Consider the following 20130-nt stretch of genomic DNA (forward strand, 5'->3'; position numbering starts at 1 on the left):
GGCGTAGCTAGGGTGGGCTGGTGCGGACTTCTGTGGAATCCCATGTCGGCGCCGCCAACGCGCTCACTGCACGGTGGTGCGCGGCGGCGGGCGAACGAGACTTCGTGGTGTCCGGCGCCGGGGTATGGCCGCTGCTCGCCCTGCTCGCTTCCGCGGCGGACGGTCCGGCTCGGGACGAACTGACGACCGCGACCGGCTTGCCCGCGGCGGACGGGCAAGCCGCGGCGCTCCGGCTGCTGGACGACCTCGAGCGCGCGGAGGCGGTGTCGGCCGCACTCGGAGTGTGGGTGCGCCGCGACCTTCCGTTGCACGAGCCGTGGTCGCAGTCGCTTCCCGAGAGCGTGCTCGCGCGGCTGGCCGGGCAGTCCGAGCTCGACAGCTGGGCGGCCCGGCACACCGATGGGCTCATCGAACGCTTTCCCCTCACGGTCGATCCCGAGACGCTGCTGGTACTCGCCACCGCGCTGGTCGCGAAGACGAAGTGGCAGGCGCCCTTCGATGTCGGGACGCTGGCACCCGAGGACGGCCCGTGGCGGGGACATCGCGGACCCGGGTTGTCCCGCACGAGCCGCGACCTGTCGAACGCCGCGATCCTGGACGCATCGGAACCGGTCACCCGCGTGGTCGTCGAAGGCGTCGCAGACCTCGACGTCCACCTTCTGCTCGGCACCGGGGCACCCGGCGCCGTGCTCGAAACGGGCCTGGCCGCGCTGTCGGGCAGTGTGCCGATCCGCTCCGACCTGCCGGTCGGCACGAAGGGACCGGGCCTGAACGTGCGTACCGAGCCGGTGGTACCCAACACTGGCCGACTGCGCGTCCAGCTACCGCCTTTCGAGGTCCGCTCCACCCACGATCTGCTCACCGCGCCGGGCTTGTTCGGCCTGACCGCCGCGACCGACTGCACTCACGGCCACTTCCCGGCGATCTCCCCGGACCCACTGTGCGTCGGCCAGGGAGCGCAGGAAGTGCTCGCCCGGTTCGGCCACGAAGGTTTCGAGGCGGCCGCCGTGACGGCCTTCGCGTTGCGCGCGGCAGCGGCCGTCCTGCGGCACGACTACGCGCCTGTCGTCTCGGTGGTCTTCGACCGGCCCTTCGGTTTCCTCGCCGTGCACCGCCCGACGGGTCTGGCGGTCGTCGCGGGTTGGATCGCCACCGCGCCTACGTCCTCCCCCGACGTGCCGGCCTGAGCGCTACCGCCGCGCGAAGTGCGGGGCGTGCTCGGGCAAGACACCGCGAGCGATCAAGAAGGTCGGCACGCTGCGAATCACGGGGATGCGCCGCAGAATGCGGACCGGCAGCGGTGCGCGCGGGGAACTCGCGATGTCGACTCGTCCGTCGAGGGCGGGCGCAACCGCGACGGTGTGCAGGAGTCGCTGCATTCCCTGTGTCACCACGGTCGGGAATCGGCGCCGTCGCTGCACCTTCGCCAACTCCCTGGTGCCGAGCGTCCCCGAGAGCAGCGGCGGAGCAAGGATCCTGGCCGCGGCTACGGCGTCCTGCACGGCCAGGTTGATGCCGACGCCGCCGGCCGGGGACATGGCATGGGCGGCGTCGCCCAGACACAACAGGCCGTTGGTGTACCACTTGGTCAGCCGATCGAGTTTCACCTCCAGCAACTTCACCTCGTCCCAGCTGGTCAAGGCGTCGATCCGGTCGTAGAGCCAGGGAGCGGCCTCGGCCAGACTCCGCATGACGTCCCGCACCGGCCCGCGGCGGGCGGATTCGTCGGCGCCCTTGGCGATCAACGTCGCGCACTGCCAGTAGTCGCCGCGATCGAGCAGCACCGCCACCCGCCGGGCGCTGACGATCGGCAGCGCGCCCGCGGGATCGATCTCGGTGCGCGGCAGGCGGAACCACCAGACGTCCATGGGTGTCGACCACGTGCGGATCGGCAGTCCCGCGGCCGACCGCAGCAGTGAGCCGCGGCCGTCGCAGGCCACCGTGAGATCGGCTTCGATCGCGCCGGTGGCGCCGTCGACGGTCCGGTAGGCGACGCCACCTACCCGGCCGTCGATCCAAACCAGGTCGGTGGCCTCGGTGTTCAGCCGCAGCCGGAAGGTGGGTTCGTCGGCCGCGGCACGCGCGAGCAGATCCAGCAGATCCCACTGCGGCACCATGGCGATGTACTTGTGCCTGCCCGGCAGATGCGTCAGCGTGGCGAGCGTCTGCAGGCCGCCCGAGATCGGCAGTTGCACTCGATCCACCTTGCGCGCGGGCAGTTTCGCGAACTCCGCGCCGAGACCCAGTTCGTCGAGCAGATCGAGGGTGGTGGGATGCACGGTGTCGCCGCGGAAGTCACGGAGGAAGTCCTTGTGCTTCTCCAGCACCGTGACCTCGACCCCGGCCCTGGCGAGCAGCAGCCCGAGGATCATTCCGGCCGGTCCCCCACCAACCACCAGGCAGGTCGTGCGCTCCATCGACTGTGTCTCCCTCGGTCACCACATCGCCGCAAGGTGTCGCCTGTTCGCGCAAATCCTAGTGTGGCGGGCGCGGCGCCGGACCCGGATCGGCGACGGCCGACCGGCTCAGCCGATATCCCGATGCAGCACGAAGAAATACGGTTCGGCCATACCACGCAAATCCATCACGCCGAGCAGGGTGTGCTCGTCGGCGCGCCGGAAATGATCGATGATCGGCAGGTGGTCGTAGACCATCGCGGCACTTGTCACACCGCGGTATTCGACCTCACGCAGACGCGCGGTGTGCTTGCGCGTGCGCAGCGCGGGACGCAGGACCGGCAGCAACTTGCGCAGGGCCCGCACACCGGGCAGCGGTACCCGCCCGGCCAACGCGACCGGGACGCGGCGCGGATCGACGGCGAACACCGCGCCGCCCGAGGTGAACAACAGCGGATGCACGCTGTCGGGGCCGTCGAACTGCTTGCCGTACCAGCCCGAAGCCACCAGCACACCGTCCATCGGATGACCGGTGTCCAGTTCTTCGCCTCGCCAGCGCCCGGTCGTGACGTCCTCGACCCGCGCCGCGGGGAGTCGGTCGAACAGCGCCCACGCCTCCTGTGCGGTACGGATGTCCGTCACGGTCAGCTCGTTCGCGGCCATGTCTCCCACTTCCCTCAGCGAGGCAACGTTGCGATAGCTACCCTATCTGTCTCTCAGAACGCCGCTGTCGACCAGGTCCGCACGGATGTTCAGTAGGTCGCCATGAGATAGATCCCGGCGATGATCATGACGCAGGCGACGACGCGTTTCGAGCTCACCGTGCGCCGCGGGAATCCCATCAGCCCGAAGTGGTCGATCGTGAGCGCACCGAACATCTGTCCCGCGATGATGAGGGCGTTGAACGTACCCGCGCCCACATCGGAGGCCACGGAGATCATCGCCAGGATCGCGGCCCCGCCGAGCAGGCCACCGAAGGGCGCCCAGCGGGGCATACTCCGGATGTCGGCCTTCGTCGGCCACGGCCGGTTCCTGGAAACCAGCAGCGCCACTGTGAGGAAGATCGCGAAGCCGGTGAATGCGACGGCGTAGGAGATCACGCCACACAGCCAGACGTTCTTCAATGCGAGCTTCAGCGAGTTCTGGCAACCCGCTTCCACGGAGCGCAGCGCGCCGCCGACCAGGATGAACGCGAAGATGAGTGCCATCGTGACGCGGGGCAGCGCGGCACGGGGTTTTTCGGCGGTCTGAACCGTCATCGAGAATCCTCGGGAGGGTGCGAAAAGTGGGATGGCTGAAACCGGCAGCGGTGGGCGTACTGCTGTCAGGTGACGCTGACCCTGGGCTCGTCGCCCGCGGGCTCATCGGCCATCAGGTAGATCGCGAGCGTGATCAGCCCGCAGGCCACCAGACGCGGAACGCTGGCGGATCGTTCTTCGAATCCCATGAGTCCGAAGTGATCCATGATCACGGCGACCACCATCTCGCCGACGATCACCAGCGCGCTGAAGGTCGCCACGCCGACATGCCGGGCGACCGCGATCATCCCCATCACCGCCGCGCCGCCCAGCAGGCCGCCGAACGGCGCCCACCACGGCATGTTCCGAACGTCGTCGAGCGTCGGCCACGGCGTCTTCGACGAGAGCGCCAGGAAGATCGAAAAGCCGGTCAGCGCAACGGCATACGAAATCACCGCGCAGAGCCACATGTTCTTCATGTGGTTCATCAACGTGTTCTGACAGCCGGCTTCGGCCGACCGTAGGCTGCCTCCGACCAGGATGAACAGAAATACCAGTCCGATGACGAGGCTCATGGGCAATACATCCTTGGCTCGACGGCGGACGAACACCGAGATTGCGTCGGACACAACGTTTTCCACCCGAAAAATGGGACCGGTTGTGCCGGAACCGACGTCCGACCTGTGTGACCCGCATAACGTACCATCGAATAACGGTACGTTCAATGGGTAAGCGAGGACTGCCGTGGCCCGTCTCGGCCGGGAAGGAACGCGAACGAAGGGCTGCCATGATGGCACTCGTGCCCGAACTGGTCGATTCCTCCACACGGAACCCGCCCGCGACCACCTCCGAGCGGCGGCTCAGCGTCCTGGACCGGGTCCGGCTCGCCCTGCTCGCGGCCGGCCTGCTGTGCGTGCTCACCGGGCTCCTGCCCCGCGACGAGGCCGCCGCGAACATGCGCCGCATCGGCCCGTTACTGCTGTTTCTCGCAAGCGTGATCGTGCTGGCCGAGCTCACCCGGCAGGCGAAGGTCTTCGACGCCATCGCCCATCGCCTCGCGATCCTCGGTCGCGGCCATTACCCGGCGCTGTTCGGCCTCTGCGTGCTGTTCGCCTCCGCGACCACGGTGCTGCTGAACCTCGACACCACAGCCGTGCTCATCGCCCCGGTCATGCTGGCACTCGCCGCGCCCGCTCGGATCCCGCCACTGCCGCTGGCCATGACCACCCTGTGGCTGGCGAACACCGCGAGCCTGCTGCTACCGGTCTCCAATCTCACGAATTTGCTCGCCGCCGACCGGGTGGCACTGACCGCGACCGGATTCGCGAGCAGAATGCTGGCGCCGCAGATGGTCTCGATCACCGCGACGACGGTGTGCCTGTGGGTGTGGTATTGGCGGCGCGGACGCCGGGAAACCGACCGCTACGTGCCGCCCGAGCCGATCCGGCCCGTGAACTTCCGGGAGCGCTCGTTGTTCTACACGACAGCCGGGGCCTGTCTGTTGTTCATCGTCGCGATCCCCGTCGTCGGCGACCGGATCGGCGTCGCGGCGACGGTCGCGGCGCTCATCGCGTTGGCGGCGTTCGCCGTGTTCGATCGCGGCGCGTTGCGGCTTTCGCTCATCCCGTGGCAGCTGCTCGTGTTCGTGGTCGGATTGTTCCTGGTGGTGCCCACCCTGAGCCGATTCGGCCTCGGCGACTCGATGCATGCTCTGATCGGCACCGACTCGGGTGCGTCCGGCGCTTTCCGAGCCGCCGCGGCGGGTGCGGGTCTGTCCAATGTCGCGAACAATTTGCCCGCCTACACCGCGGGCGAGGCGGTGATCCCCGCGCAGAACAGCGATCAACTCCTCGCGTTGCTGATCGGCACCAATGTCGGCCCGATCGTCACGCCGTGGGGCTCGCTCGCCACACTGCTGTGCCTGGAGTTCTGCCGCATGCACGGCGTACGGGTACCCATGCGACGTTTCGTCCTGACCGGTGCCGCGCTCGCGACGGTCGCCACCGCAGGCGCGGTCACAGCGCTGCTGATGACGAGTTAGCCGCCGAGACACCCGCCAGTCAGCGCCTCGCTTGACCTCGAGTGCGGTCGAGGTACGAGGATACTGTCGAGGCCGGATCGAGGCGCACGTCCGGGTTCGGTCTCCGCGCGCGGAACCCGAGTTCCGGTGCTCCCGCTGGGCATCCGTACACCCACCAGCGGGAGCCATGCGCGGTCTCCGGTAGGAGTTGCACGGACGTCGCGTTGCCCCGCCTCACGCCGCCGCGCAGGAACGCGAACCGAGCCGGGAAGCCCGCGCAGGCTCCGACGCGCAGTCGAAGTCAGCTCGGCGCCGTGACTTCCCACTCGTAGATCGTGAGTTCCGAGGACCCGGTGGTGTGCACCGGATCGGTGAACACGATTTCCCTTGCGGCGTCGAGGCTTTCGGCGTAGATGATGTACGCGCCCCCGGTGCCGTCGGTGAAGCGGCCGCTCTCCTGCAATTGCCCCAGTTCCTGCAGCGACTGCAGGAACTGCCGGTGCGGCTCGATCACGGCGTTATCGAAGCGCGGTGTGCGCATCGCCAGGACGAGGTACTTGTTCACGCCTCGGACTCCGGGCGGGGGGCCCTCGTCGCGGCAGCGGCGGCGCGCACCTGCGGCGCCACCAGGACGACCTGCCCCAGCACGCCGTTCAGGAAGGACGGGGAGTCGTCGGTGGACAGCTCCTTGGCCAGCTCCACCGCCTCGTCCACGGCGACGACCGGAGGCACGTCGCTCGCGTGGAACAGCTCCCAGACCGCGATGCGCAGGATCGCGCGATCCACGGCCGGGAGCCGCGACAAGGTCCAGTCCTGCAAGTACGACTCGATCGTTCCGTCCACCCGGTCGAGATCGTCGGCCACACCCTCGACCAATGTCCGGGTGTAGGCGTGCACCGGCGCGACCGACTGGTCGCGGGCGGCGAGCTCGGCGCGCTCGTCGAGCAGGTCGGCGGCGTCGACGTCCCTGGCCTCCGCCTCGAACAGCAGGTCGACCGCACGGCGGCGGGCCTTGTGCCGCGCGCCGAGCTTCTTGTACGTGGACTTCTTGTCCACGGGCTGGTCAGCCACGGTCACATCATTCCGGGATCGGCCGGCCCGCGGCTCAGGCGTTGACCCGGCCGAGGTAGCTGCCGTCGCGCGAGTCGATGCGCAGCTTGTCGCCGGTGTTGATGAACAGCGGGACCTGTACCTCGGCGCCGGTCTCCAGGGTGGCGGGCTTCGTGCCGCCGGTGGAGCGGTCACCCTGCAGGCCGATGTCGGTGTGCTGGACCACGAGTTCGATCGAGACCGGGAGCTCGACGTACAGCGGCGCGCCCTCGTGCGTGGCGACCTGCACGGTCATGTTCTCCAGCAGGAAGCGGGCGCCGTCGCCGATGGTCTCCTCGGCGATCGAGATCTGGTCGAAGGTCTCGCCGTCCATGAAGACGTAGTCGGTGCCGTCGTGGTACAGGTACGTCATGTCGCGGCGGTCGACGTTCGCGGTCTCCACCTTCACACCGGCGTTGAAGGTCTTGTCGACCACCTTGCCGGACACGACGTTCTTCAGCTTGGTCCGCACGAACGCGGGGCCCTTGCCCGGCTTGACGTGCTGGAATTCGGTGATCTGCTGGAGCTGACCGTCGATCTTCAGCACAAGGCCGTTCTTGAAGTCGCTGGTGTCCGCCACTGTCTTCGGATCTCCTCGTTCTACCGCTTGGTCTCGGGCAGACCGGCGTCAGTCGACGACGGTCAGGTCTTTGCTGGTGTGGGTGAGCAGCTCCGGGCCCCCTTCGCGCACCACGAGCGTGTCCTCGATCCGGACCCCGCCGCGGCCGGGAAAGTACACACCTGGTTCGACGGTCACCGCCACGCCAGTCAGAAGTGTACCGGTTCCGGTTTTCGCGATTCCGGGCGCTTCGTGGATCTGCAGACCGACCCCGTGGCCGAGGCCGTGCACGAACAACTTGCCGTGCCCTGCCGCCTCGATCACCGCCCGCGACGCGGCGTCCACGTCGGATACCGGGACCCCCGGGCGCAGTGCCTCCCGCCCGGCCCGCTGCGCCTCGGCGACCAGCGCGTACACCTCGCGCTGCCAGTCGGTCGGCGCGCCGAGCACGAAGGTGCGGGTCATGTCGGAGTGGTAACCGCCCACCACCGCGCCGAAGTCCAGTTTGACGAAATCACCCGCGGCCAGCACGGCGTCGGTCGGGCGGTGATGGGGGACAGCCGAGTTCACGCCGGTCGCCACGATGGTCTCGAACGAAACCGCTTCGGCGCCGTGTTCGAACATGGCCCATTCCAGTTCCCTGGCCACCTGACGCTCGGTGCGGCCCGGACGCAGTCCGCCCCGCTCCAGCAGCGCGGCCAGACCGGCATCGCCCGCCGCGCAGGCCGCCCGCAACTGATCCACTTCGTAGGCGTCCTTGACCATGCGCAACTGCTCCACCAGCCCGGGCGAGGCGACGAACTCCAGGCCGGTGCGCTGTTCGAGGAAACCGCGATGCTGGTCGACGGTGACCACATGGCTTTCGAAACCCACCCGGCCGACCTGCCACTCACCGGCCAGCTGCACGATCCGCCGGGCGGCGGCGCGCGCGATCTCGGCCCGCAGATCGGGAACCTGCTCGGCGACCTGGGTCCGATACCGGCCGTCGGTGCCGATCACGGTCCGGTCCTCGGCGGTGCGCGTGTCCCAGGAATGCACCAGCAACGCCGCGTTGGAGCCGGTGAACCCGGTCAGATATCTGATATTTACCAGATCGGTGACCAGCAGGGCGTCCACCCCGTTCTCCACCAGCAGGCTGCGCAGCGCGCCACGCCGCGCCGCGTAATCCGGCACATGACCCTGGTGATCAGCACACATGTCTCAAAACTACCGCCGACACACCGCACACCGACAGCCAACGCGTGATCGGCATGGCCGTCCGCGGCTGTCGAATCATCGATTTTCGCCCGAAAACATTGCGGCCCAGCATTTCTCGACAGTCGGAGGACTACTGACCCATAGCCTGTTCACACCCGAACCGGTTGTGCACATTCCGGGCCGGAGCGGATGACCCGCGCCGGAACCGGGCGAAGGTGGAGCCATGACTCCACTCGCGTGCGCCGCGCTCACCGTCTGGTGCGCGGCACTGACGACGTTCGACCTGCGTGAAGGACGCCTCCCGAACCGGCTGACCGGCTCCGGAGCGCTGGTCGTGCTCGGATATGCCCTGCACACAAAGCATTTCACCGCCGCTCTGCTGGGCGCGCTGTTGCTTTCGGCGCCGTACCTGCTGGTGCACCTCGCCGCGCCCGCCGCGCTGGGCGCGGGCGACGTCAAGCTCGCGGTGATGCTGGGCGGGGCGACCGCCCTTGGCGGCGCCCGTCCGTGGGTTTGGGCGGCACTCGGAGCACCGGCGCTCACCGCATGCGTCGCGCTCGGAGCACTGGTCTGCCGACGCGCATTCGGCTCCCGCCCCGCCGACCCGGGCGACAGCGCGCTCACCGTGCCGCACGGCCCTGCGATGTGCCTGGCGACATTGCTGGCCCTACTGTCGCCGGTCTTCGACTCGACCTGAGTCCGCTCCGCCCGACGCCACCAGAATGCCGCCGGACCGCGCTGGACGCCACACAAAGCCAGCAAATCAATAGCAATTCATCGGTAGCATCAATCGCGGGCAACGACTTTCCGACCCGCCGCCACGTCAGCGCTCGAGATGCGGCGCCTTGGAGAAGTCGCCCCTCGAGTGCGCCAGTACCGCGGAAGCAGCGTCGAGAAGGAGCCGCCCAGTGAATCCGAGGCATCCGTCGCGGGGACCGATCGTCGTGGGAACCGACGGTTCGGAGCAATCGATCGTCGCGGTCCGCTGGGCGGCGCAGACCGCCGCGCTGCACGACGCTCCGCTGCACATCTCGCTCGTCGTGGAGTCCTCGCTCGGCTCCGACGACGACGATCCCCCGCGTCCGGCGGCGCTGCTGCGGGTGCGCGAGGCGGACGAGGCGATCGAGCGCGCGGCGGACGCCGCCGTGGCGGCCGCGCACACCGTGCGCGACATCACCATCGGCACCGAGATCCGCACGGCGCACATCGCCACCGCCCTCATCGAACGCTCCCGGAGCGCGGCGATGCTCGTGGTCGGCACCCGCGGGATCGGCCGCGTCCAACGTGTCCTCCTCGGCTCGGTCAGCACCGCCGTCTCCAGGGACGCCGAATGCCCCGTGGCGGTGGTGCCCGCCGAGACGCCGCTGTGGGACCGGGCGACCACCAACCCGGTGATCGTCGGCGTGGACGGCTCCACCGCCGAGCAGGCCGCCATCGGGGTCGCCGCGACCGAGGCGTCGCTCCGCGGGGTCGAACTGGTGGCCGTGCACACCTGGGGTGAGGTCGAGCCGCTGGCCGCGATCGGCACCGACTGGGCCGCCCTGCGCCGGACCGAAGAGGCGTTGCTCGCGACCAGCTTGGCCGGCTGGCAGGAGCAGTACCCGGAGCTGACCATCCGGCGCGAGGTCGTCCGCGACCGTCCGGAGCGAGGGTTGCTCGAACGCTCCCGCGACGGACAGCTGCTGGTGGTGGGCAACCGCGGCCGAGGAACTTTGCGGCGACTGCTGTTCGGCTCGGTCGGTGACGCGCTCCTCCGCTCGGTGGACCGCCCCATTGTCATAGCCCGCTGAGCGCCTCGGCCCGCGGTACCCGGGCTCCCCGGCGTGCGGTTCGTCACGGCGGGCCACGTTCCGGAGCACCGGCGTCGACATGGGAAGATGAACAATGTGCTGCGTTGGATAACTGCCGGAGAATCCCATGGTCCCGCTCTCGTCGCCCTCCTGGAGGGGATGGTGGCAGGCGTCGAGGTCACGTCGGACGAGATCTCCGCGCAGCTGGCCCGTCGCAGGCTCGGCTACGGTCGCGGCGCCCGGATGAAGTTCGAGGCCGACAAGGTCACCGTCATCGGCGGCGTGCGGCACGGGCGCACCATGGGCGGCCCGGTGGCCATCGAGGTGGCCAACTCCGAGTGGCCGAAGTGGACCACGGTGATGTCCGCCGATCCGGTCGATCCGGCCGAACTCGCCGACCTGGCCCGCAACGCACCCTTGACCAGGCCCAGGCCCGGGCACGCCGACTACTCCGGCATGCTCAAGTACAACTTCGACGACGCCCGTAACGTGCTCGAGCGCGCCAGCGCCAGGGAGACCGCCGCGCGCGTCGCGGCGGGCACCGTCGCGCGCAATTTCCTGCGCCAGGCGTTCGGCGCGGAGGTCGTCTCGCACGTCGTGTCGATCGGCGCGGCGCAGAACACTTCCGGCCTCGTGCCGAGCGCCGCCGATCTCGCCGCGGTGGACGAGAGCCCGGTGCGTGCCTTCGACAAGGACGCCGAAGCCGCGATGATCGCGGAGATCGAGGCCGCCAAGAAGGACGGCGACACCCTCGGTGGCGTTGTCGAGGTGGTCGTGGCGGGACTTCCGGTCGGCCTCGGCTCGTTCACCAGCGGCGAGAACCGGCTGGACGCGCGGCTCGCCGCCGCGCTGATGGGCATCCAGGCCATCAAGGGCGTCGAGGTCGGCGACGGTTTCGAGACCGCGCGCCGCCGCGGCAGCCAGGCGCACGACGAGATGCGCCCCGGCCCCGACGGCGTGCTGCGTTCCACCAACCGCGCCGGCGGACTGGAAGGCGGCATGACCAACGGCGAGGCGCTGCGCGTGCGCGCGGCCATGAAGCCGATCTCCACGGTGCCGCGCGCGCTGTCCACCGTCGACATGACCACCGGCGACGAGGCCGTCGCCATCCATCAGCGCTCGGACGTCTGCGCCGTGCCCGCCGCGGGCGTGGTCGCCGAATCCATGGTGGCGCTGGTCGTCGCGCAGGCCGCGCTGGAGAAGTTCGGCGGCGACTCGCTCACCGAGACCGTCGAGAACATCACCAGCTACGTCAAGCGCATCAGCACTCGCCCGCACGTGCCCGCGGACAGTCGGTCGCAATGATCGTGCAGACCGATCCGCGCGCCCCGCGCGTGGTGCTGGTCGGACCGCCGGGGGCGGGGAAATCCACGATCGGCCGCAAGCTCGCCAGGGAACTCGGCGTCGAGCTGTACGACACCGATGCCGGCATCGAGCGGGAGACCGGTCGCACGATCCCGGAGATATTCGCCGAAGACGGTGAGCCCGAATTCCGCAGGATCGAGGAGCGGGTGGTGCGCCGCGCCGTCCTCGCCGAACGCGGTGTGGTCTCGCTCGGCGGCGGTGCCGTGCTGTCCGAGCACACCAGGGCACTCCTGCGCGGCCGCACCGTCGTCTACCTGGAGATCAGTATCGCGGAGGGTCTTCGGCGCACCGGCGCGAGCACGCAGCGGCCGCTGCTCAACGGCGCCGACCCCGGCGCGAAGTACCGGGAACTGATGCGTACCCGTCGGCCGCTGTACCGGGAAGTGGCGACCGTCCGGGTTCGTACCGACGGCCGCAGTCCCGGCCGCGTGGTGCGGATGATCATGACCAAGCTCGGTATGGAGCCGGTCGAACCGGCCGAAACGGATCTCCGGCCACCGCCGAGCGGAATCCCGCAGGGCAGCAGCCGATCCCGGGCCCGCCGACGTGCGAGAGCAAGAGCGGCGGCGCGGCGCAAGACCGCCGATCAGTCCGAGACCACCGACACCGCGACCGGCGCCGCGGCGGAAGCGGCGGTTACCGCCACGGTGCGCTCCCGGCGCAGCCGCAGGAGCGTCACGAGCGAACCCGACGCCGAGGGCGGGGCGGGCAACGGGGAGACGGCGGCGGGCAGCCGATCCCGGCGCGCCCGCGCACGCCGCGCCCGCTCCCGGGCGCGGCAGCAGTCGACAACAGCAACAACAGAATCGGAGCAAGCCACGTGACAGAGCCGAGTCGTCTCGAAGTCCGGACCGCCGACCCGTACCAGGTGATCATCGGCCGCGGGTTGCTCGGCGAACTCGTCGAGTCCGTCCACAGCGCGACCAAAGGTGTGCGCACCGTGGCCGTCTTCCATCAGCCGCCGCTCACCGAGACCGCCGAAGTGGTGCGAAAGGCGCTGGCCGACACCGGTATCGACGCGCACCGGATCGAGATCCCGGACGCCGAGGCGGGCAAGGAACTCGCGGTCGCCGGCTTCTGCTGGGAGGTGCTGGGGCGTATCGGCCTGACCCGCAACGACGTCGTGGTCAGCCTCGGCGGCGGCGCGGCGACCGATCTGGCCGGTTTCGTCGCCGCCACCTGGATGCGCGGGGTGCGGATCGTGCACGTGCCGACCACGCTGCTGGCGATGGTCGATGCGGCGGTCGGCGGCAAGACCGGCATCAACACCGAGGCGGGCAAGAATCTCGTCGGCTGCTTCCACGAGCCGGCCGCCGTGCTGGTCGACCTGGCCACCCTGGAGACGGTGCCGCGCAACGAGATCGTCGCGGGCATGGCGGAGATCATCAAAGCCGGTTTCATCGCCGACCCGGTGATCCTGGAGCTGGTGGAGCGCGACCCGGAGGCCGCCCTCGACCCGTCCGGCGAGGTGCTGCCAGAGCTGATCCGTCGCGCGATCCAGGTGAAAGCCGACGTCGTCGCCGCCGATCTGAAGGAATCCAGCCTCCGCGAGATCCTGAACTACGGTCACACCCTGGGGCACGCGATCGAACGGCGGGAGCGTTACCGGTGGCGGCACGGCGCCGCGGTCTCCGTCGGACTGGTGTTCGCCGCCGAGCTCGGTCGTCTCGCGGGTCGTCTCGATGACGCCACCGCCGACCGTCATCGCGCGATCCTGTCCGCCGTCGGCCTGCCGACCAGCTACGACGCCGACGCGCTGCCTCAGCTGCTGGACGCCATGCAGACGGACAAGAAGACCCGCTCCGGCGTGCTGCGCTTCGTCGTGCTCGACGGCCTGGCCAAACCCGGACGCTTGGAAGGACCCGATCCCGCCCTGCTGGCCGCCGCTTACTCGGCGATCGCGCGGGAGGACAGTCCGAGCGGCGGCGCGGTGCTGCTCTAGCCCGCGGCGGCCGCGAGAGACGAAAACGGCGCGCCCGCTGCGGGCGCGCCGTTTTCTCGTGGAATCAGATCGCGCTGCCCGCGGCGGAGTACAGCGACGGCGGGGTGGAGCGCCCCTTGCCGTTCTGCCGCTCGGCCAGCATCCGGCCGACGCCGACACCGATCAGCGCGGGCACGAAGATCAGCAGGATGATGAACGCCGCGCCCGCCGTGAGTTCGAACAGCAGGCCGTTGTCACCGAGATCGAACCGGGGAGCCCAGTCCAGGATCCAGGACGCCAGGCCGCTGCCGACACCACCCACAACGGCGGCCTTCAGCCACATCATGGTCAGATCGGCGCCGCGTTCGGCGTCCCCGCTCTCGACGCGGTCCCTGCGACCGTCCAGCACACCCCAGGCCGCGATGGCCGCGACCAGCACGACCAGGCACAGGATGCGCATCAGTGCCCCGTGTGTCGGCCAGTACACCATCGCGAACCCGAGCCCGGCACGCAACGCCACCACCAGCGCGCCGAGCACGACGGCCCGCAACAACCAAGCATTCATGCGAAACACCATAGCCGTGTTTCTCGGCAGCGACTACGGCCCTGCGTGTCTCAGTTGGATGGAATCCAGAGGTCGTACCTACCGCTACCGTCGTTCCGCTGAATGCACTTCCCGTCTTTGTGCCACAGCGGCGCCTCTTTCATGCAGTTCGCCAGCGCGACGTTCGACGCCGCGGCCACGCACTGGAACCCCCAAGTCGGCTGCGCCGATGCGCAGCCATCGGCTTTCGCCGCCGACTGTCCGGCGAAGACGAACGCGGATGCCGCGATCCCCATCGCGACGGTGACTCCGAGTCGAATCAACACAACGCTACCCCTCCCGTTGAAACGCGTTGGAGGACAGCATAACCGGCGATCACGACAGCGGAAAGAGCAGAGACGCACCGCTGGTGAGAAGGCTATCGACGCCCCTCGTCCAGCGCCGCCGCCATCTCCGCGCGCGGCGCTGCCTGCCCGGTGAACAGCTCGACCTGCCCATACGCCTGGTTCAGCAGCATCTGCAGACCACTGACCACCGTGTGCCCGGACCGGGCCACCGCCTCGGCCAGCGGGGTGGGCCAGGGGTTGTAGATCGCGTCGAGCACCACCGGCGCCTCGGCTACCGCGGGGGCGACCACCGCCGCCGCCGTGGCGGGAATGGTGCTCACCACGGCTCCCGCGGCCGCGCAGATCGTACGCAGCGCCCCGGCATCGAAACCGGCCAGCGACGCGATCATCCCCAGCCGCTCGGCGAGTTCCAGCGCGCCGCGCGCCCGCCCGGCGTCCCGGGCGACCACGGTCACCGACTTCGCGCCCAGCTCCGACAACGCCAGCAGGGCGGGCCGCGCGGTGCCGCCCGCCCCCAGCACCACGCCCTCGGTCAGGTCGGTGACACCACCGCCGCGGAGCGCTCCGAGCACACCGTCCACGTCGGTGCAGTCGGCCAGCCAGCCCGCGTCGCGGCGGACCAAGGTGTTGGCCGATCCGACCAACACGGCCCGGTCGGTGCGCTCATCGGCGTAGGCCAGTGCCGCTTCCTTGCCGGGCATGGTCACCGAAAGCCCGACCCATTCCGGCCCGAGCCCGTCGACCAGCCCGGGCAGCTGCTCCGCCGAGCATTCGATGCGCTCGTAGCTCCAATCCAATCCGAGCGCGCGGTACGCGGCCAAGTGCAGCTGTGGCGATCGCGAGTGCGCGATCGGCGTCCCGAGCACCGCCGCCTTGCGATTACCGGCCACCGCTGTCCTTGGAACTGTCGAGGATGCCGCTGCGCTGCGCCCGTGCGATCAGGCGCAGATGCTCCTGATAGTCGTCGGTGAACAGGGTGGTGCCCTGCTTGTCGACGGTGACGAAGTACAGCCACGGCCCCTGCTCCGGATTCTCCATGGCACGCAGAGCGTTCAACGACGGCGCGGCGATCGGAGTCTTGGGCAGGCCACGCATCGCATAGGTGTTCCAGGCGGTTTCCTGGGCGCGGTCGGCGTCGGTGGTCGCCACCTCGGTGCGATCCAGGGTGTAGTTCACCGTCGAGTCGAACTGCAGCATCTGATCGACCCGCAGCCGGTTCACGATCACCCGTGCCACCTTGCCCATGTCCTGGGGCTTCGCCTCGCGTTCCACCAGCGAGGCGGCGACCAGCGTCTGGTACGGCGTCAGTTTCGTGTCGGCGCCGGACTGCAGCAGTCCGGTGGACTCATAGCTCTTGGCACTCGCGGTCACCAATTGCCGCAGGATCTCCGCAGGCGTCCCGCTCGGATCGAAATCCCATGTGCCCGCGGCGATCAGGCCCTCCAGCTGCCGTGTCCGGTCCGGGCAGTCCTTGACACCCTGGATCGCCCATGCCGGCACTCCGAGCGCGGCCAGGTCCAGGCTCGCGCCCGCGGCATCGAGCTGTTCGTAGCTCACGCACTTCTGATTGGTGCCCGTGCCGATGCAGCTGGCCTCCGCGATCTTGCGGTAGATGCCGTCGTACCGCCCGCCGGTGCTCATGTCGTGTTGGTCGTGCAGCAGCCGTCCCTCGGAGACGACCAGATTGCCGACCCGCGAGGACTTGCTCACCAGCGCCGACACCGCCTCGGCGGCGGGGCTCTGGCTGGGGATCGCGTAGAAGCCGGGCTGCACCGTGTTCATGTTCGAATTGCGCACGGCCGCTTGGAAGAACGCGCCCGAGCTCGCCACGACGCCGCGCTCGACCATCGTCGACGCGATCTGCTGGGAGGTGTCGCCCGGATGCACCTGCACCACCACCAGCGGTCCCCCTGGTCCCGCGAAGTCTTTCGGCGGAGCCATACTGGCGACCAGCTTCATCCCGGCGAAGATCACGGCGCCGGCGAAGAGAAGGATGAAGACACCCGCGACGAACCATAGGTTGCGGCGGCGCTTCTTGCGCTCGGCGGCTTTGCGAGAGGCGACCCTGGATCGCTTGCCGCGCTGCGAGCGGCCGGAGCGCTCGGGCCGGGCACGTTTCGACTCCGCGCGCTTCGAGCGGCGCGGCTCCTCGACACGCGTCGTCCTGGGGCGCTGTCCGCCACGCCGTGGGGCCGGTGGCGGCGGCGCGGGCTCCGGCTCTTCCTCGTCGTCGACGTAGCGGGGGATGACGGTCGTGTCGTCGTCGTAGTCGTCGTACCGGTCGCCGTCGTACTCGCCCCAGGCCCGGTCGTCTCTCCGGTAACGCCGATCAGCTTCGCGCTGTCGGAACAGTTCCTCGGCCCGCGCCCACCGATCCGTCATGCATCGTCCCCGGACGACGCAGGACGTCCCGCTTCCACCGACCTCAACACCGCACTCCGTTCGTCCAACCATCCTTGCAGGATCGACACGGCCGCCGCCTGATCGATCATCTGCCGCTGGCCACGCGCGCGAACTCCACTGTCCCGCAATGCACGTGCAGCTGACACCGTAGTCAAACGTTCGTCGGAAAGCCGGACCGGCACCGGCCCGACAGCAGCCCGCAATCGCTCAGCGAATGCGCTGGCCAGCGTAGCCGCAGTGCCTTTCTCCCCGCGTAATGTTCGCGGCAATCCGACGATTACCTCGACTGCCTCGTACTCCCGCACAATTTCGGCAATTCTTTCGATATCGGGTGCGGCAGCCGATCGCCGGGACGGTTTCGCGCGCGGCACGGTCTCCACCGGGGTGGCGAGGATGCCGTCGGGATCGCTCGCGGCGACCCCGATCCGGACACTGCCGACGTCGACCCCGATCCGCCTGCCCCGACCGGGGTCGGTGGCCGGATGCGGCCGGTCGGCGCCGCGGGGCGCCGACCGCTCCGGTTCCGCTGGGCCGCCCATCACCCGGCGAGTTCGGCCACCCGCGCGCGGACCGCGGTCAGGCCGGCCGGAATGCCGGACGGGTCCGAGCCCGCGCCCTGCGCCATCTCCGGCTTGCCGCCGCCTCGTCCCGCGATACTCGGGCCGAAGCTACCGACCAGATCGCCCGCCTTGATGCCGAGCTCCTGAGCGGGCTTGTTCACCGCGACCACGAACGGCACCTTGCCGTCGGCGTTGCCGAGCAGTACCACCACGGCGGGCTCGCTGCCGAACCGGCCGCGGATGTCGGTGGCCAGCGTGCGCAGATCGCCCGCGGACACGCCCTCCGGCGCGGCCACGGCGACCAGCAGCAGCCGGCCGATCCGCTCGGCCTTCTCGACGAACTCGCCCGCCGAGGACAGCACGGCGGCCATCTTCGTGCGCTCGAGCTCCTTCTCGGCCACCTTGAGCCGCTCCACCAGCTGCTCGACGCGAGCGGGCACCTCGTCGGAGGGCACCTTGAGCGCGGAGGCGACACCGGCCAGCAGCGCGCGCTCCTTGGCCAGGTACGCGTAGGAATCCAAGCCGACGAACGCCTCCACGCGACGCACGCCGGAGCCGACCGACGACTCGCCGAGCACCGTGATCGGGCCGATCTGCGAGGAATGCTGTACGTGCGTGCCACCGCACAGCTCCATCGAGAACGGGCCGCCGATCTCCACCACGCGCACTTCGTTGCCGTAGTTCTCGCCGAACAAGGCCAGCGCGCCCATCTGCTTGGCCTTCGGCAGATCGGTGACGAAGGTGTTCACCGGGAAGTCGGCGCCGACCGCGTCGTTGGAGACGGCCTCGATGTCGGCTTTCTGCTGCTCGGACAGCTGGCCCTGCCAGTTGAAGTCGAAACGCAGGTAGCCCGGCTTGTTCAGCGAACCGGCCTGCACGGCGTTCGGGCCGAGCACCTGCCGGAGGGCGGCATGCACCATGTGCGTACCGGAATGGCCCTGCGTGGCACCCCGCCGCCAGGACGGGTCGGCCTGCGCCAGCACGACGTCGCCCTCGGTGATCTGGCCGTGCTCCACCGTGGTCTTGTGCACCCACAGCTTCTTGGCGATCTTCTGCACGTCGTTCACGCGCAGCTTCAATCCCGACGAGGCGGTGATGGAGCCGCGGTCGGCGATCTGGCCGCCCGCCTCGGCGTAGAGCGGGCTGCGGTCCAGGATGACCTCGACGTCCTGCCCCACGGTCGCCGTCGGCACCCGCACGCCGTCGGCGATCAGGGCGAGCACGGTGGCCTCGGAGGTGAGCTCGTCGAAGCCGGTGAACTCGGTGGCGCCGCGGTCGACCAGTTCCTTGTAGATCGTGAGGTCGGCGTGGGCGTGCTTGCGCGCCTGCGCGTCCTCCTTGGCCCGCTGACGCTGCTCGGACATGAGCGAGCGGAAGCCCTCTTCGTCGACCGACAGCCCGGCCTCCGCGGCCATCTCCAGCGTCAGATCGATCGGGAAGCCGTAGGTGTCGTGCAGGGTGAACGCGTCGGACCCGGCGATCGTGCTGCCGCCGTGGGCCTTCACCGCGGCGGCGGTGTTGTCGAACAGGGTGGAGCCCGTGTTCAGCGTCTTCAGGAACGCCGTCTCCTCGCCGACCGCGACGGTCTCGATGCGGCGGAAGTCGGTGGCCAGCTCCGGGTAGGACGGGGCCATCAGGTCGCTGACGACCTTCATGAACTCGCTCATCACCGGCTTCTCGGCGCCGAGCAGGCGGGCCGAGCGCACGATGCGGCGCAGCAGGCGGCGCAGCACGTACCCGCGGCCGTCGTTGCCCGGGTTCACGCCGTCGGCGATCAGCATGGCGGCGGTGCGAGCATGGTCGGCGATCACGCGGAAGCGGACGTCGTCCTCGTGCTGGACGCCGTAGGAGCGTCCGGTCAGTTCCTCGGCCTTGTCGATGATCGGGCGCAGCAGGTCGGTCTCGTAGACGTTGTCCACGCCCTGCAGCAGCAGCGCGATGCGCTCGACCCCCATGCCGGTGTCGATGTTCTTCTTCGGCAGCGACCCGACCGGCGAGTGCCCGAGTTTGGGGCTCAACTCACCGCGGATGTCCTGCATGAACACGAGGTTCCAGATCTCGAGGTAGCGGTCCTCGTCGGCGACCGGCCCGCCGTCGCGGCCGTACTCGGGGCCGCGGTCGTAGTAGATCTCCGAGCAGGGTCCGCCGGGGCCGGGCACGCCCATGTCCCAGTAGTTGTCCTTGCCGTCGCGGAACTGGATGCGCTCCTCGGGGATCCCCGCGACCCGCTTCCAGATCTCGGCGGCCTCCGGGTCGTCCTGGTACACGGTCACCCAGATCCGCTCGGGATCGAACCCGTAACCGCCGTCGTCCTGCGGCTTGGAGATCAGCTCCCAGGCGAGGGTGATCGCCCCCTCCTTGAAGTAATCACCGAAGGAGAAGTTGCCCGCCATCTGGAAGAAGGTGTTGTGCCGCGTGGTGACGCCGACCTCTTCGATATCGCCGGTTCGCACGCATTTCTGCACGCTGGTCGCCCGCGGGTAGGGCGGCGCCTCCTGACCCAGGAAGTACGGCTTGAACTGGACCATGCCCGCGTTGACGAACAGCAGGTTCGGGTCGGCCAGGATCAGCGAGGCACTCGGCACCTCGGTATGGCCGGCACGGAGGAAATGGTCCAGGAAACGCCGTCGAATCTCGTGGGTCTGCACGAATACCCAGCCTACCGGTGCCGCGCACGCGAATATTCATCGACTCGGGAGCC

At 69.3% G+C, this 20130-nt stretch carries 20 protein-coding genes and 1 pseudogene; 7 read left to right on the top strand and 14 right to left on the bottom strand.

Going from position 1 to position 20130, the window contains the following annotated elements:
• Positions 1-20: 20 nt before the first annotated feature.
• Positions 21-1187, top strand: a complete 1167-nt coding sequence (locus AB0L97_RS06410; protein ID WP_364425827.1) for a serpin family protein — start codon at positions 21-23, stop codon at positions 1185-1187.
• A gap of 3 nt (positions 1188-1190) precedes the next feature.
• On the opposite strand, the gene AB0L97_RS06415 is transcribed toward AB0L97_RS06410, so the two are convergent.
• The 4 genes from AB0L97_RS06415 to AB0L97_RS06430 form a co-directional block, all read right to left on the bottom strand.
• Positions 1191-2417 carry an FAD-dependent oxidoreductase gene (locus AB0L97_RS06415; RefSeq protein ID WP_355070606.1) on the bottom strand — a complete coding sequence of 409 codons (1227 nt, stop codon included), beginning with the start codon at positions 2415-2417 and terminating at the stop codon, positions 1191-1193.
• Between the two features lie 108 nt (positions 2418-2525).
• Complete coding sequence (locus AB0L97_RS06420) at positions 2526-3059, bottom strand: DUF4334 domain-containing protein (protein ID WP_355070604.1); 534 nt, start codon at positions 3057-3059, stop codon at positions 2526-2528.
• Between the two features lie 89 nt (positions 3060-3148).
• The gene (locus tag AB0L97_RS06425; RefSeq protein ID WP_356961700.1) at positions 3149-3655 is read right to left on the bottom strand and encodes a DMT family transporter; all 507 of its coding nucleotides are present in this window, start codon (positions 3653-3655) and stop codon (positions 3149-3151) included.
• A 65-nt stretch (positions 3656-3720) separates the two neighbouring features.
• On the bottom strand, positions 3721-4209 hold the full coding sequence (locus AB0L97_RS06430) for a DMT family transporter (protein ID WP_355070600.1): 489 nt from the start codon (positions 4207-4209) through the stop codon (positions 3721-3723).
• Between the two features lie 149 nt (positions 4210-4358).
• On the opposite strand from AB0L97_RS06430, the gene AB0L97_RS06435 reads away from it, so the two are divergent.
• Positions 4359-5675 carry an SLC13 family permease gene (locus AB0L97_RS06435; protein ID WP_364425831.1) on the top strand — a complete coding sequence of 439 codons (1317 nt, stop codon included), beginning with the start codon at positions 4359-4361 and terminating at the stop codon, positions 5673-5675.
• 280 nt (positions 5676-5955) lie between these two features.
• Here the strand turns inward: AB0L97_RS06435 and AB0L97_RS06440 are convergent, their stop codons facing one another.
• From AB0L97_RS06440 to AB0L97_RS06455, 4 genes are read right to left on the bottom strand one after another with little or no spacing between them, the layout of a single operon-like run.
• Positions 5956-6219 (bottom strand): YciI family protein, encoded by a 264-nt coding sequence (locus AB0L97_RS06440; protein ID WP_364425833.1) that lies wholly within the window; start codon positions 6217-6219, stop codon positions 5956-5958.
• Positions 6216-6725 carry a transcription antitermination factor NusB gene (gene nusB / locus AB0L97_RS06445; protein ID WP_364425835.1) on the bottom strand — a complete coding sequence of 170 codons (510 nt, stop codon included), beginning with the start codon at positions 6723-6725 and terminating at the stop codon, positions 6216-6218. The genes AB0L97_RS06440 and nusB overlap by 4 nt, the downstream gene beginning before the upstream one ends.
• Positions 6726-6759: 34 nt before the next feature.
• Positions 6760-7323: an elongation factor P gene (efp, locus tag AB0L97_RS06450; protein WP_355070592.1), complete on the bottom strand. Its 564-nt coding sequence runs from the start codon at positions 7321-7323 to the stop codon at positions 6760-6762.
• Positions 7324-7371: 48 nt separating this feature from the next.
• The gene (locus tag AB0L97_RS06455; RefSeq protein WP_364425838.1) at positions 7372-8499 is read right to left on the bottom strand and encodes a Xaa-Pro peptidase family protein; all 1128 of its coding nucleotides are present in this window, start codon (positions 8497-8499) and stop codon (positions 7372-7374) included.
• Between the two features lie 223 nt (positions 8500-8722).
• Here AB0L97_RS06455 and AB0L97_RS06460 point away from each other — a divergent pair, with 223 nt between their 5' ends.
• The 5 genes and pseudogenes from AB0L97_RS06460 (at position 8723) to aroB (ending at position 13596) form a co-directional block, all read left to right on the top strand.
• The gene (locus AB0L97_RS06460; RefSeq protein WP_364425840.1) at positions 8723-9196 is read left to right on the top strand and encodes a prepilin peptidase; all 474 of its coding nucleotides are present in this window, start codon (positions 8723-8725) and stop codon (positions 9194-9196) included.
• Positions 9197-9407: 211 nt separating this feature from the next.
• Positions 9408-10289: a universal stress protein gene (locus AB0L97_RS06465; protein WP_364425842.1), complete on the top strand. Its 882-nt coding sequence runs from the start codon at positions 9408-9410 to the stop codon at positions 10287-10289.
• Between the two features lie 96 nt (positions 10290-10385).
• Positions 10386-11594: a chorismate synthase gene (gene aroC / locus AB0L97_RS06470; RefSeq protein ID WP_355071043.1), complete on the top strand. Its 1209-nt coding sequence runs from the start codon at positions 10386-10388 to the stop codon at positions 11592-11594.
• Positions 11591-12211, top strand: a pseudogene (locus AB0L97_RS06475) (shikimate kinase); the annotation flags it as partial. The gene aroC and the pseudogene AB0L97_RS06475, both read left to right, overlap by 4 nt.
• A 263-nt stretch (positions 12212-12474) precedes the next feature.
• On the top strand, positions 12475-13596 hold the full coding sequence (aroB, locus tag AB0L97_RS06480; RefSeq protein ID WP_355070584.1) for a 3-dehydroquinate synthase: 1122 nt from the start codon (positions 12475-12477) through the stop codon (positions 13594-13596).
• A gap of 64 nt (positions 13597-13660) precedes the next feature.
• Here the strand turns inward: aroB and AB0L97_RS06485 are convergent, their stop codons facing one another.
• From AB0L97_RS06485 to alaS, 6 genes are all read right to left on the bottom strand, one after another.
• Positions 13661-14140: a B-4DMT family transporter gene (locus AB0L97_RS06485; RefSeq protein ID WP_355070582.1), complete on the bottom strand. Its 480-nt coding sequence runs from the start codon at positions 14138-14140 to the stop codon at positions 13661-13663.
• 50 nt (positions 14141-14190) lie between these two features.
• Positions 14191-14415, bottom strand: coding sequence for a hypothetical protein (locus AB0L97_RS06490; protein WP_355070580.1), 225 nt, complete (start codon positions 14413-14415; stop codon positions 14191-14193).
• Between the two features lie 122 nt (positions 14416-14537).
• On the bottom strand, positions 14538-15356 hold the full coding sequence (locus AB0L97_RS06495) for a shikimate dehydrogenase (RefSeq protein WP_364425845.1): 819 nt from the start codon (positions 15354-15356) through the stop codon (positions 14538-14540).
• The gene (gene mltG / locus AB0L97_RS06500; RefSeq protein ID WP_356961687.1) at positions 15346-16848 is read right to left on the bottom strand and encodes an endolytic transglycosylase MltG; all 1503 of its coding nucleotides are present in this window, start codon (positions 16846-16848) and stop codon (positions 15346-15348) included. Before mltG ends, AB0L97_RS06495 begins: the two co-directional genes overlap by 11 nt.
• Complete coding sequence (ruvX, locus tag AB0L97_RS06505) at positions 16845-17408, bottom strand: Holliday junction resolvase RuvX (protein ID WP_364425848.1); 564 nt, start codon at positions 17406-17408, stop codon at positions 16845-16847. The genes mltG and ruvX overlap by 4 nt, the downstream gene beginning before the upstream one ends.
• The gene (alaS, locus tag AB0L97_RS06510; protein ID WP_364425850.1) at positions 17408-20077 is read right to left on the bottom strand and encodes an alanine--tRNA ligase; all 2670 of its coding nucleotides are present in this window, start codon (positions 20075-20077) and stop codon (positions 17408-17410) included. Before alaS ends, ruvX begins: the two co-directional genes overlap by 1 nt.
• Positions 20078-20130: the final 53 nt, after the last annotated feature.

The sequence above is a fragment of the Nocardia sp. NPDC051911 genome, assembly GCF_040681035.1.
In the GTDB taxonomy this organism is placed as follows: Bacteria; Actinomycetota; Actinomycetes; order Mycobacteriales; family Mycobacteriaceae; genus Nocardia; species Nocardia sichangensis.